The organism is candidate division Zixibacteria bacterium HGW-Zixibacteria-1 (genome assembly GCA_002838945.1).
Lineage (GTDB): Bacteria > Zixibacteria > MSB-5A5 > GN15 > PGXB01 > PGXB01.
Genome location: PGXB01000002.1, coordinates 212,998 through 226,861 on the forward strand (window position 1 = coordinate 212,998; position 13,864 = coordinate 226,861).

General features: G+C 47.7%; 10 protein-coding genes. 3 read left to right on the forward strand and 7 right to left on the reverse strand.

The features are described from left to right. Positions 1 to 40: 40 nt before the first annotated feature. A complete protein-coding gene (locus CVT49_01760; GenBank protein PKK84906.1) occupies positions 41 to 1,069 on the forward strand; it encodes a hypothetical protein in 1,029 nt (342 codons plus the stop codon). Between the two features lie 356 nt (positions 1,070 to 1,425). Here CVT49_01760 and CVT49_01765 read toward each other — a convergent pair whose 3' ends face one another. Further along, positions 1,426 to 2,256, reverse strand: coding sequence for a hypothetical protein (locus CVT49_01765; GenBank protein ID PKK84907.1), 831 nt, complete (start codon positions 2,254 to 2,256; stop codon positions 1,426 to 1,428). 562 nt (positions 2,257 to 2,818) lie between these two features. Between CVT49_01765 and CVT49_01770 the strand changes: the two genes are divergently transcribed. Next, on the forward strand, positions 2,819 to 4,795 hold the full coding sequence (locus tag CVT49_01770) for an oligopeptide transporter, OPT family (GenBank protein PKK84956.1): 1,977 nt from the start codon (positions 2,819 to 2,821) through the stop codon (positions 4,793 to 4,795). Continuing rightward, positions 4,792 to 6,936: a hypothetical protein gene (locus CVT49_01775; GenBank protein ID PKK84908.1), complete on the forward strand. Its 2,145-nt coding sequence runs from the start codon at positions 4,792 to 4,794 to the stop codon at positions 6,934 to 6,936. The genes CVT49_01770 and CVT49_01775 overlap by 4 nt, the downstream gene beginning before the upstream one ends. Positions 6,937 to 6,938: 2 nt before the next feature. On the opposite strand, the gene CVT49_01780 is transcribed toward CVT49_01775, so the two are convergent. The 6 genes from CVT49_01780 to CVT49_01805 all read right to left on the reverse strand — a co-directional run bounded on the left by CVT49_01780 (position 6,939) and on the right by CVT49_01805 (position 13,862). Next, positions 6,939 to 7,865, reverse strand: a complete 927-nt coding sequence (locus tag CVT49_01780; protein ID PKK84909.1) for a hypothetical protein — start codon at positions 7,863 to 7,865, stop codon at positions 6,939 to 6,941. A gap of 2 nt (positions 7,866 to 7,867) precedes the next feature. Next, a complete protein-coding gene (locus CVT49_01785) occupies positions 7,868 to 8,815 on the reverse strand; it encodes a tyrosine recombinase XerD (GenBank protein PKK84910.1) in 948 nt (315 codons plus the stop codon). Next, the gene (locus tag CVT49_01790) at positions 8,796 to 9,518 is read right to left on the reverse strand and encodes a hypothetical protein (GenBank protein ID PKK84911.1); all 723 of its coding nucleotides are present in this window, start codon (positions 9,516 to 9,518) and stop codon (positions 8,796 to 8,798) included. The genes CVT49_01785 and CVT49_01790 overlap by 20 nt, the downstream gene beginning before the upstream one ends. Positions 9,519 to 9,588: 70 nt before the next feature. Next, positions 9,589 to 10,236 carry a hypothetical protein gene (locus CVT49_01795; GenBank protein PKK84912.1) on the reverse strand — a complete coding sequence of 216 codons (648 nt, stop codon included), beginning with the start codon at positions 10,234 to 10,236 and terminating at the stop codon, positions 9,589 to 9,591. A gap of 27 nt (positions 10,237 to 10,263) precedes the next feature. Then, the gene (locus CVT49_01800) at positions 10,264 to 11,718 is read right to left on the reverse strand and encodes a hypothetical protein (GenBank protein ID PKK84913.1); all 1,455 of its coding nucleotides are present in this window, start codon (positions 11,716 to 11,718) and stop codon (positions 10,264 to 10,266) included. Continuing rightward, the gene (locus CVT49_01805; protein ID PKK84914.1) at positions 11,715 to 13,862 is read right to left on the reverse strand and encodes a (p)ppGpp synthetase; all 2,148 of its coding nucleotides are present in this window, start codon (positions 13,860 to 13,862) and stop codon (positions 11,715 to 11,717) included. The genes CVT49_01800 and CVT49_01805 overlap by 4 nt, the downstream gene beginning before the upstream one ends. Between the last annotated feature and the right edge of the window lie 2 nt (positions 13,863 to 13,864).

The window sequence follows — 13,864 nt, forward strand, 5'->3', positions numbered from 1 at the left end:
TTATACGTTAATTGTGTTATTATCGCGCTTTGCGCCGGAAATGGATGTGAATTTGGAAAATAGAGATTATAAAGGACATGCCATCGCTCTTTATTCAGGGGGTCTAGACTCGTCCCTATCTATCCTTCTAATCATGCGCCAGGGGATAAAAGTGACCGCCCTGACTTTTTCCCATGATTTCAGCTGTGTCGATTCGGAACGCTCCAATCCGGGGGTCGATCCGATTGAAGTCGGCAAAAAATACGGTTTTGATGTGATTCATCTTCGACTTGGCGCTGAATTTATCGATATTGTCAGATCACCCGTCCATGGATACGGCAAAAATCTGAACCCGTGTGTCGATTGCCGCATTATGATGCTTAACAGAGCCAAAGAATATATGGAAAAACTGGGGGCGGATTTTATAATCACCGGTGAAGTGCTGGGTCAGCGGCCGATGTCCCAGATGCGCAGCAGTATTAACCTGGTAGAGAAGATGGCAGGCCTTAAGGGCCTGCTGGTCAGGCCGCTGTCGGCGGGACTGATGGATGAGACGATTCCGGAGAAAAATGGTTTGCTCGACAGAAGCGAACTGGAGTCAATTTCCGGCCGCTCGCGTAAACGTCAGTTGGAACTGGCCGCAGAATTCGGTCTTGAAGAATTCGGGTCGCCGGCGGGGGGCTGCCTTCTGACCGATGTGAATTATTGCCGGCGGTTGAAGGATCTCTTTGACCATTCCGATGTTTTCGACAAACCTGCTGTTTCCCTGCTTCGCTATGGGCGGCATTTTCGCTTTGATGACAAAACCAAGGTAATCGTCGGTCGCCATGAAAGTGATAATATTAATCTCGATAAATATGCGCAGGCTGACTATGTGAAACTGGAGGTTCCTGACGCCGGCTCCCCCACCACGCTTCTGATCGGCAACGCCGATCGTGCAAATTTGGAGAAAGCGGCCGAACTAACAGCCCGATATTCGAATGAAAAGTATAAAGCCGAGGTCCGGGTGATATGTACCGAGGCCGGCACCGGCAAAATCCTCGCAGAGCTGGTTGTCACGCCGCAAAAACATAGAGACAATCTTATATAAAAAAATTGGACTCCCGCCGTCCCCGGGGGAGCCCAACTCTCCTTGAGCGTGTAAACCAGCAGCTATACCGCCAAATACTCGCTGCTTGCTACAATTGGTCTGACATATATATAGTATAACAAATCATATGCCACAATCATCAATGACAACTTAAGACATTGAATAGTAACATGTTGGAGTGTTTTAGCCACCATTTGGGTGGCGATCTTGCCGGTTAATATCGCATCATTTGCGTTTAGGCCCGAAAGTGGCGCAACTTTTGTGGGACAGCCATTTACGTGCACACGGTCAAAAAAAACCCCTCTTCTATCGAAGAGGGGTCCTCACTTGCTGTTGGAAAGGCAATATCTTTTTCGTTACTTCAGCATCATCATCTTCCGGGTATCGGAAAAATCTCCTGCATCCATACGATAGAAATAAATGCCGCTCGCAACCGTCGTGCCGGAATTATCACGGCCGTCCCAAATGACCGACTTGGAACCGGCTTCCTGGAATTCGTCAACCAGGGTTTTGATCTGCTGACCCAGGACATTATAGATTTCCAGTCTCACTTTGGCTGCATTCGGAAGGTCATAAGCAATCCGAGTCTGCGGGTTAAAAGGATTCGGAGCATTCTGAGCCAAAGAGAATGATTTCGGAAGAAGATTGTCCTCGGGCACGACTGGAGATGGTGCGAAATTAATTCCCGCGAATTCCGGAGTCAGGCTTAAACAATTGGAAGAACCATCGACAACTTCAGTATAAACAAGCATCAGACTGTGATTCGGATTCTCCAGCTCAATAGGCGTAATATCGATCGCTTTGCTGCTCGATGGATCATCGAAGCTGAAGACAAGATTGGCAATAGGCCCGCTTCCGGGAGCCAAATCGGGTTTCTCCCCATCCAGTGCGGGAATGAAACCCAGTACGACGGTCCTTTCGTCGTTATTAATGTTGGCCCATTTGAAGTCGAAGCCTTCTGACCTCGTGCCTTCAAAGATGACCTCTTCCAAGGTAACTCCCTCGGAGAATTCCAAAGGAAGATCCAGGGCAGTCATGGCAACCGCATTGTTTAATTCAATGGGAACAACAACTCGGTCCGCTTCATATCGGACTTTAGGTGCCATAAGCGAATTCGATTCCGCAGAATATACCGAAGTACAAACCAGGAGTACCAAGGCAATCGTGATGATGCCATAATGCTTCATAGACACTCACCCCCCGTTAGGGTTAAAGGTTTAAGACTATCTAACGGTTTTGTCATAGCAAACGCTCCTTGTCTTGCTAAGTAACCGCTGTTCATCCGCAATACTTGATAGTTACTCTTGCCAGTGATAAAACGGCGCTGAAAATTCGAGTGAGGATTGCCCATATTCATATTAATCCTATTACGCAACTTTGTCAAGAAATAATTGCCTGTTTCAATTCTGTTTAATCGTATAAGTCCGAGCTTTTCGTCCTGATTATGCGGGGCAAAATGATAAATTACAGACTCTGTTTTGAGAAGAAAATCCCCGGACCATGCCTTTTTCCAGATTTATCATCCTCCATATCTTATAACAACCTCATTTATAAAGGTTCCGATTTCTATCATTTATTATATTAAAAATTAAAAAAAACCATTTTTTTTACGACAAAGGCAATTTTTGCGCCGCCATTCATGCAGAGGGGAATGACCATATTTTTCTTGACAGTTGTCTGTCAACAGGTTAGCTTTAGACAATCCTAGAGTAATATTTTACAGGAGGTAAAGTGTCCGAGAATAATAATTTGGAAAATGAAACTTTCAAGCCATATATCTCGGCCGGTGAATCTGTCGCGGAGGTTACGGTTAGAGCCATTGTCCTTGGCAGTATTTTATCCGTGATTTTTGGCGTGGCCAATGCCTACATCGGACTCAAATATGGCATGACGGTTTCGGCGTCGATTCCCGCCGCGGTAATATCGATGGCGGTTCTGCGAACTTTATTCCGGCGCAAACGCGCAACCGTCCTTGAAAACAATATTGTCCAGACCGTCGGGTCGGCCGGCGAATCACTTGCTGCCGGAATCATTTTCACCATACCGGCCTTTTTCATCTGGGCAGCCAACAGCCAACTGGTGGCTGCTGGTTATCATCACGAAATAAGTAAAATGCAAATCTTCTGGTTGTCGATGCTGGGCGGGGGGCTGGGCATTTTGCTGATGATTCCCCTGCGAAAATATCTTGTCGAAAAGGAGCATGGTAAGCTGGCCTTCCCGGAAGGCACCGCCTGTGCCGAAATTATTGTCGCGGGCGATGAGGGCGGGAAAAAGGCTAAAACAGTCTTTCTTGGCATCGGAATCGGCGCATTATATAAGGCGATATTCTATACTCTGCGGCTGTGGTCCGAATCACCGGGGTACAACTTTAAAAAATGGCTCAAGGGAGGAACGATCGGGATGGATGCCACCCCGGTCCTGCTGGGTGTCGGATATATAATCGGCCCTCGTATTGCCGCCCTGATGATGGCCGGAGCGGTTCTGGGTTATCTCGGAATCAGCCCGTTGCTGTCATTTATCGGCGATCAGATTCCGGGTATAATTATAGCGCCCGGGACCATCCCTTTGAGTGACATGGATCCGGCACAACTTCGTGATGCCTATATTAAATATCTCGGCGTCGGGGCGGTTGCACTCGGCGGTTTCGTTTCGCTGGCCAAATCGATCCCGGTAATATTTCACTCCTTTGCCGCCGGCGCCAAAGAACTGGTAAGCTCCCGCGCATCGAGAGACAGCAAACTGAGAACCGACCGGGATATGCCCATGTCATATGTGCTGATCGGAACCTTTTTGATCATCGTCGCTATCTGGGCTTATCCGGGAACAGAGATGCATTTTATGGGCGCGGTCCTGGCCGTCATTTTCGGCTTCTTCTTTGTGGTGGTGGCGGCACGGATTGTCGGAATTGTCGGATCATCATCTTCCCCTGTCTCGGGAATGACCATCGCCACATTGCTGGTGACCTGCCTTGTTTTATTAACTTTTGGTGTGTCCGGTGTCAAGGGTATGGTTACGGCCATGTCGGTTGGAACGGTCGTGTGCATTGCGGTCTGCCTTTCGGGTGATATTGCACAGGATTTAAAAACGGGCTATTTACTGGGGGCCACCCCGGCCAAGCAACAATGGACCGAATTCATCGGCCTTCTCTTCCCGGCTATCGCCATGGGCTTTACCTTGTATATGCTGGGTGACGCTTTCGGATTCGTGGCAACCGAGCAGACCCCCCATCCGCTTCTGGCTCCGCAGGCAAATGTCATGGCTACTGTTGTGCAGGGAGTCATGAACTCCAACATCCCCTGGCAGCCGATTCTTGTCGGCGGCATGGTTGCCCTGGCAGTCGAACTGCTCGGTATTCAATCCCTGCCGTTCGCAATCGGTCTTTATTTGCCGCTGTCATTATCCACCCCGATCATGGCCGGCGGCGTTCTGGCCATGTTAATAAAGAAATCTTCCAGAGATAAGAAATTATCAAATTCGCGCTTCCAGATGGGCATCCTGTTCGGCTCGGGACTGGTTGCGGGCGATGCTCTGGTGGCGGTGGTGACGGCATTCCTGATCTCAAGCTGGGGCGGATTCAGGACATTCTTCGATGGACATGAAGGCATGTTGTCATCACTGACCGGATCCTTCGGGCCATGGGTGTCGCTGATTGCATTTGCGCTTTTGAGTATTTTGTTCTATTATTTGGCCAGATCGTTTGGCTCAACCAACAATTCTGATAAATGAAAAAATTTATCAAAAGATATAAATGGCCGCTGATTATTTTCTCGGCGGCCTTTTTACTGAGACTGATTTATCTAATTCAGTACCGCTTTAACCCGATGTTCAACTACCCGATGGTGGATGAGCTCTGGCATCTCAACTGGGCCAATGAGATTATCGGGGGCGATTTCTGGGGCAAAGAAGCGTATTTCAGGGGGCCGTTGTACCCTTATCTGCTGGCCTTCATGCTGCTTATTACGGGAAAATCTATTTTCATGGTAAGGGTGCTGCAAATTATCCTGGCTTCACTTTCTGCGATCTTGGTATTCTCAATCGGCCGAAAAGCCTTTTCTGAGAAAATCGGCATTATTTCCGGACTGGCTTACGCCGCTTATGGGACAATTATTTTTTATGAAGCAATGTTCCTGATTCCGGTTCTGTTTATTTTTCTCAACTTATCGGCGATTTACCTCTTACTGAAATACAAAGGTGACTATAATCCCAAACGATGGTTCCTGGCCGGGCTGGTGGTCGGCCTTTCGGCCATTGCCCGTCCCAACATCCTTCTCCTGGTCCCGTTGTTTTTAATTTGGATTTATATCGGATTTCTGCATATACGGGAAATTAAGAAAAGACTGCTTATCCCATTTATATACTTAATCGGCATCCTGATCCCGGTTTTCTCCGTCACCACTCGTAACCTGATCATCACCGGCGAGCCGGTCCTGATCTCCTCGCAGGGCGGCGTTAACCTGTACATCGGCAACAATCCGGATACCGAGGGCCTGACCATGCTCATGCCGGAGGTCAAGCTCAATGAGGCGCTTCCCTGGGATGAATTCACGATGGCAACCCGCGAGGCCGCCGAAAAAGAGGCCGGCCATAAACTTACGGCCGGCGAAGAATCATCCTTCTGGACCGGGAAGGCCATGACATTTATCCGGAAAAATCCGGGGGCATTTATCGCCATCACTCTCAAGAAAACGTTGTACTTTGTGCTGGGATACGAAAATTCTGATCAGACCGATATTTACCAGAGCCGAGCCTACTCATCCCTGCTGTCGATCCTGATCTGGAAAAAACCGATATATTTCCCGTTCGGATTAATCCTGCCGCTGGGACTGATTGGAATGATCCTCTGCTGGCCAAAGCGAAAAGAATTGGCCATCTTCTATATTTTTATTATCGGATATATACCCACGGTAGTGTTATTTTTGGTCACGGCCCGGCATCGCCTGACAATCATTCCCTTTCTGATTATGTTCGCGGCATTTGCGGTCCTGGCCTTGTGGGAATATTGGAAGAAAAAGAAATGGCGCACACTGGCGCTTTATCTGTCAATATTCATAGCCGTCCTTTTCGTGACGAATCGAACTTATTTCGACATCGGTTTTGAAAATGTTTTTCAAACTCATTTCAACCTGGCCCTTACCTATGAACGGCAGGGCGACCTGGCCTCCGCGGAAAAAGAGTATCGGGCCGCTCTGGAGGAATATCCGTACTCGGCGACCACATTGAACAACCTCGGCAATTTGCTGTATCGCACCGGGCGATATGATGAAGCTTCGAATTATTTTCAGCAGGCCATTCGTTCCGAACCCGATTTCGCCGATGCCTACAATAATCTCGGTCTTATTTATGAAGAACGCGGCGATCTTGATAATGCCCTGCGATACTATCAGCAGGCCCTGACACTTGATCCGAAGCTTTTCCAGGCATACATAAATATGGGTGACTTATATCTCGGGCAGAATGATTATGCCGGGGCCGAAAAAATGTACAACGAGGCCCTTAAAATAGCACCTGATAATAAAGATATCTATTTCAAACTGGGCGGTTTGTACGGCCGCATGAAAAAATTTACCGAAGCTGAAACCATGTTCCGCCGCGGCTCGGAACTGGGTCCGCCGCGTTCCATCGATTATGTCAACTGGGGAAATATTTATTACGCAACCCGCCAACCGCAGGCGGCGCTTGACCTGTATCACCGCGCGGTCGGCCAGGATTCGACCTCTACCCAGGCCTATTTTAATATGGCGCTGACATTTGCCAATTACGATTATCCGGCTGATTCGGCCAGATTCTATCTGCAGAAATTATTGAGGATCAATCCGGATTTCCAGCCGGCCCGGGAGCTTCTTCAGAGAATTAACAGCGGCCGCTGATTTCAATACTTCTTGCGCCGTTCCACGACAAAATTGGATCCCTTGAGCGATTTGGAGTATTTCTTGAGGTCGGCCAGCATGTGAGACATTTCTCCCACATGAGTGAAGGTGTTATGATGATTTATCAATACCGCAATGGAAAGCGATAGCAGCGAAAACGTCTCCAACTCCCCTTTGCGGTTTCTGGTCTGGATTGTCCCTCGAATCCGATCTTCCTCGGCATAGCGAAACGGCGCGATGGTATCGAAGGTCTTGATAATATTCTCACAAATCGGGCCGACTTTCTCCGGGGGGATAATAAACATGAAATCATCTCCTCCAATATGCCCGACAAAACCTTCTCTGCAGATATCGAAAACGACATCGCGGATAATCCTTGCCGTCAGGCGGATCATGCGATCGCCGTAATAATAACCGTGATAATCGTTGTAGGCCTTAAAATCATCGATATCGGCATAGCAGACCGCAAAATCGGCTTCGAGCTTCAACAACCGTTCGATCTCCTTATCGATCAGCCCCGGCCCCGGCAGGGCGGTGGAGGGATTGAATGATATATCGCGGCTGCTTCTCTCCGCCACCATTTTAAGCCGCACATCGAACAGCTTGTCTTTCCATTCACCATGAAGAAACTCATCCGCCCCGTTCTGGAATCCGGCGATTAAAACACTTTCCTTAGGATCGGGATGATACAAGACGGCCGGAATTATTGAAAGGAAAATATGGCTTTTCATCAGCCTGACAAGTTCCAGCTCTTTCATGAATTCGCCGGACCCGCCGATGATGGCCAGATCAAGGTGAAACCGCTGAGATAAGATCAGCAGTTCATCCAGAGTATGGAAGAAATGAAAAGATAAATGACCATCAGGATAGAATCGTTCTATCCGATAAGCAATATCTACTCCTTCCTGTCTGCAGGCACAATGAAACATAACTAATCAATCCGATCCCTGGCTTTTCTTTCGCGAGGGTGATATTCTCTATGTATCGACAAAAGATACTCTTTATCAACCTGTGTATATATTTGAGTGGTAGTGATGCTGGAATGTCCCAGCAACTCCTGGACCACCCGCAAATCGGCGCCGCCTTCGATAAGATGGGTGGCAAAACTGTGTCGAAAGGTGTGCGGTGTTACATCTTTTTTTATTCCGGTCATCAACGCATAGTTTCTTATCATTTTCCAGGCCCCGGTTCGGGAGAATTTCCGATTGCGGCTTGATAAAAATAAAATGTCGGTTTCGGTCTCGGTCCGCTTTCTCTCTCTGGCTTCGGTCAGGTAACATTCAACCGCTTTTCGCGCAAAGCTTCCAAACGGCACCAGGCGCTCCTTGTTACCCTTGCCGACTATTTTAATGAACCCGATCTCATCATAGACTGCCGACATCTTAAGATTGATCAATTCCGATATTCTCATCCCGGCTCCATACAGGAGCTCGAGCATGGCTCTATCCCGAATGCCCTTTTCGGTTTTCAAATTCGGGGCTTCAAGGATTTTTTGAATCTCTTCGACACTCAGGTAATCAGGATGATACCTTGATATTTTCGGGGCGCGGGCAAAAGCGAAAAAGTTCTCCTTGACCACCGACTTTTCATGAAGATACTTATAGAAATTTTTGAGTGATGACAATTTTCGCGCAATCGATGCCGGTTTGCGGTTCAAGCCGGTAAGATGATGAATATACTCGTTGACGTTGCGATGAGTAATATCAAAGCTGGTCGTCGCTTTGAGAAATTTTTTGAATTCCAAAATATCTCTTCGATAAGCTGAAAGACTGTTCGCCGACAACCCGCATTCCAGTTCCTGATACTGCAAATACTGATCAATAATGCTGTCCTGTTTTAAAACTGTCTGCATATCAAAATCAAAACCCCGCTGCAGCAATGGCGCAAACAGCAACAGGAATTCCCCCTGCCCGCCGTAGTGTCAACGCCGCCTCATTTACCGTGGCCCCGGTGGTAACAACATCATCGACAATGATAATTCTTTTGCCGGCCACTTCAGAACCGGGTAATCTGAACGCGTCTTTGATATTTTCCCTTCTTTGTTCCGGATTCAATTTGGCCTGGTCTTTGGTACGTTTTTGTTTCAATAGCGTCTCTGTTGCCACGGGGACATCGATTCTTTTTCCTATAATATCGGCTAGAATCGCTGCCTGATTAAAACCTCGGGATTTTTCCCGAATGCTGTGCAGGGGAACCGGAACGATAACATCAGCTTTGAGCTTAGTCAAAGCGGGCAGGAATTTGTCTGCCAAACGAACAGCCAGATTCGCGCCAAGCCTTTTGAAACCATGATATTTGAATTGATGTATCATTTTTTGAAGGTTATCAGTGAAATGTCCGAGACAAAAAACGGCCATGGCCAATTCACCGCAATCGCGGCAGATAACACTTTTTTCCAGGAATTGTCGGCAATTAATGCAGAAGGGAAGCTCTATTTGGGCTATTTTTTCAAAACAATCCGGGCAAACCGGGAGTCTGCCGTTATCCAAAAAGCCGTCACAACATAAACATACCGGCGGATAAATAAAATCGATTAGCCCGTTCAAGCCGATTTTATCCAATATGTCTGATTTTTCGATCACAGGGTAAATTTATACTGTTTTTACCCAAAGGACAAATATTTTCAGCCGCGAAATCCTGCCCCAAATACGGTTAATTATTTTCGAGCCGATCCATATATTTTTTAACCGTATCCGCAAGAGGTTGATTGGGATACAATTCTATCAAACGGCTCCAATATTTTCGCACTTTGTCTTTGTCATTGATATCCCGATAGGCAATCCCCAAATTAAATAAGGCAATGGTATGATCGGGGTTGATTGCGATCGCTTTTTCAAAAAGCACCACCGCCTTGTCGGCGCTGCCGAGAGCATGGTAACAGGCGCCAAGGTCGGTCAGAATATTGGGGTCGGTGGAATCAATGGCCAGCGCCCTTTTATAGGCTTCGATAGCCAGATGGTAGGAACCCTCATCCATTAACTGATTCCCCATCGCGACCAGTTTGCCGTAATCAGTCGGCAGACGGTCAACCATGGCCTGAAACTGGCTCATATCATCGGGCATTTTGGATTCCATCTGGCCTTTAGGGCTGTCCGCCGCCGCCTTTTCCGGGCTGGACGCAATGGCCAGATAAAGCAGGCCAAAAAGAATAACAAAGGCGCCCAGGATCAGGGTCTGGCTGCGGGTCCCTTTAGTCGGCTTTGAAAATGCGGCTCCACACCCGGAGCAGAAGCTATTTTTTTTGCTCAGCGCCATTCCACACGATGGGCAGACTTCTATTTCAATATCATTTTTCGCCACAAATGAATCTCCTTAATATGAGAAAAGCTAATTGATCGGATGCAATCGCAGCAACGAATCAACCGCATTCTGATTTTTTTGGTAAATCAAGTAATTATAGCCATCTTCATTAAGATTTCCTCCATCCGGCACTCCGGCGCCAATATACTGATACGTTTGATCAAACCCTTTGCATTGAGCAATTAATCTTTCTTTGCCGAATCTGAGGATGATTTTATTTCCCCAGGAATAACCCACAAATACGAAATAATCGGGAAATCTCATATATTCGCGCAGCGGATTGAAGCCCTCATGGCCGATATCGGCCGAAACCAGCCCCCAGATGTCATTATAGCGGGCTTTGGTATAATAAGGAATCCGCCCGACATCGGTCAGGGAAATGCGGATTTGCTCCGGCTGCCTGTTTACAAACTCAATGAGATTCTTCTGCGCCCCCCAGATTTTCCGTTCCTGAACGACACTGGCATAAACGGGAATTGTCGGAATAAGAATCGAGACGGCCGAAAGAATTATGGCCGCAACCTTGATTTTTTCAGCTTTCAGATGATTCAGCCCATAAAACGCTGTCAGCAGAAAAAAGGGCAAAAAGGCAATCAAATATCTAAAATGAAAATTCATTATTGCATCGGCCAGGCAGTTGATCAAAGCCATGGCCAGGAAAACGGTCGCATAAAATAAATATCCGCCATTGTTACGGAGATTTCGAAAAATTTTATACATGGCAATCATGAAGAGAAATGCCAATGGGAGATAATAGATCATGCCTTTGACCAGGCGCAAAAATCCATGTATGGCCAATGTCGATTTTACATAAAATGTATTCGGCATCGGATAACCGAAGGCGGACATCCGAAAAACAATCAAAAGACCAAAGGTCAGGATAATAATACCCAGCGCGAATATATAATATTTCCATTGTATCTCTTTTTTAAGCAGACCCTCGAACCAGCCGGCAATTATAATCACAATGGCAATAACAAATCCTTCGGGTCGGATCAAAATCAGGAGGGGCAGCATAAAATATGACCAATAGGCGCGCTTAATGACCCCGACCGCCAGCAAGGCCAGTATTAAGGCATACAGTCCGAGTTCAAGGCCGCTGACCGCCCAAAAGGCAGTGTATGGATTAGCCAGAAAAAACAATGGCGCCAGCCAGAGAAATTCACGGTCGTCACCGGACAGATTGCGGTACCAGACAATCCCGGCCATCAGGAAACAGGCAACACCCAGAATTTTTGCGGTAAAATATGTCGGCAACCCGATCAGATATGCCAGGCTTAGAATCAGAAGCCAGAGAAAGTTCGAGTACCCCTCGACCGGCCTGTCGCCCGGATTAAAAGTGAGACCATGGCCATCGGCAAAATTTTCGGCATAGCGGAATGTCACAAAAGCGTCGTCGATCGAATAGCTCCAGAAGACCGCCGAAAATATTAAAAAAATAAGGATTGAAACCAGAAAATAATTTAATCTTTTATTACTCATTCCGGATTTGTATCTTTGAATCTTCCGCCGCGGGCGCGGCCCACCGAGAGAACACCCTTAACTTTCTTAATTCTTTTTATGACTTTCTCAAGCTGATTCAGATTATTTACTTCAACGACAATGAAACCGATCGAAGTCGTGTCACCTATATTTATATCCGCCCCCCGGACATTAGTATCATTGTCAGCAATCGACTCGGTAATTTCGACGAGAATATTCTTTCTGGGCTCCACATGAACCTGCAGCGTAACCACGAAAGTCTGGTCTTTGGAAACATCCCAGCTTACCGGTATAGTTCTCTCGGGCTGTTCTATCAATTCCTGGGCGGCCGGACAGTCGATTCGATGTATGGTCACACCGCGGCCGCGGGTAATATAGCCGATAACATGCTCACCGGGGATGGGCTGGCAACATTTGGCAAAGCGAAACATCATATTGCCCATGCCCTCGATTTTTATCCCGCGCTCATGTCGGAACCGCTCGAGAACTTTGCCGACAATGGGTTGCTTCTCGGTTTCCACTTCGGGGACGATGCGCGACACTACCTGTTGTGCCGAAAGCGAGCCGTTGCCGAGAGCATTCAGCATATTTGCGGCCGATGTATAGGAAAGCCCCTGGGCGATATTGAGAAGATCCTCATCCGACGGAACTGCTGTACGTAGTTTTTTCAACTCCCTGTCAAGCAATTCGCGGCCAAGAGCCACCGATTGATCGAATCCGGTTTGTTTGAGCCAGCGGCGGATACGGGCTCGCGCCTGAGAGGTTGTGGCGATATTCAGCCAGTCTCGCGATGGTTGACGATGGGGGCTGGTCAGAATGGCGACCTCATCCCCCGATTTCAGCTTGGTCGTCAGGGGAGAAATCCGCCCATTGATCTTGGCCCCGCTGCAATGAAGACCGACTTCGGTATGAATGGCGAAGGCAAAATCGAGCAAGGTAGCGCCAGCCGGTAGATGCTTGATTTCACCCATCGGTGTGAAAACATAAATGTCATCGGCGAAAAGGTCGATCTTAAGATATTCGAGGAATTCCGACGGATTGGTCATGTCCTTCTGCCAGTCCAGAACGTCCCGAAGCCACATCATCTGGCGGTCGCTCTTGTCCAGTTGATGGCGGCCTTCCTTATAAAGCCAGTGTGCCGCGATTCCATTTTCGGCCACGCGATGCATCTCATGGGTCCGAATTTGTATTTCCACCACTTTCTTGCCCGGTCCGATTACTGCGGTATGCAAAGATTGATAATTGTTGGGTTTCGGCGAGGCAATATAATCGGCAAACTTGGCCATCACCGGTGTCCACAACTCATGGACAACGCCCATAACGTGATAACATTCCGCCTTGGTTTTTACCAGGATTCTGATAGCCAGCAAATCGGCTATATTTTCAAATTCAACGTTGCGGATTTTTATCTTGCGATAGATGGAGTCGATATGCTTGGCGCGGCCATACACCTCGGCCTTGATACCTTCCCGCGATAACGCCTCCTTGATCGGCTTGACGAAGGCAATAATATAAGCTACACGTTCTTCGCGACTTAATTCAATCTTATGGGCAATATCGACATAAGCCTTTGGTTCCAGAAATTTCAAGGACAGGTCTTCCAGTTCCTGTTTGATTTTCGAGATCCCGAATCGGTGCGCAAGAGGGGCATAGACGTCGCGGGTTTCCTCGGCGATTCTGATCTGTTTCTCGCGATCGAGATATTGCAGGGTACGCATGTTATTTAAGCGGTCGGAGAGCTTGATCAATATTACACGGATGTCGCGCGCCATCGAAAGAAGCATCTTCCGAAAATACTCTATCTGCTGCTCTTCACGGGATATATACTCCACCGAACTGATCTTGGTGACACCATCCACCAAAGCGGCAATATCCTCATTGAATTCATTTTTTATTTCATCAAGCGTGACCCCGGTATCTTCGACAACATCATGCATAACCGAAGCGGCGATGGTATCGGAATCAAGATGCAACTCGGCCAGAATAAAGGCGACATTCAGGCAGTGTTCGACATACCTCTCCCCTGATTCGCGCTTCTGCCCCTGATGCGCCCGATCGGAGAATTCATAGGCCCTTCTCAACAGGGCAATATCGACGTTGGCGTTGAAAGCCTCTATCCCGATTATAAACTCAGCTAAATTCATAT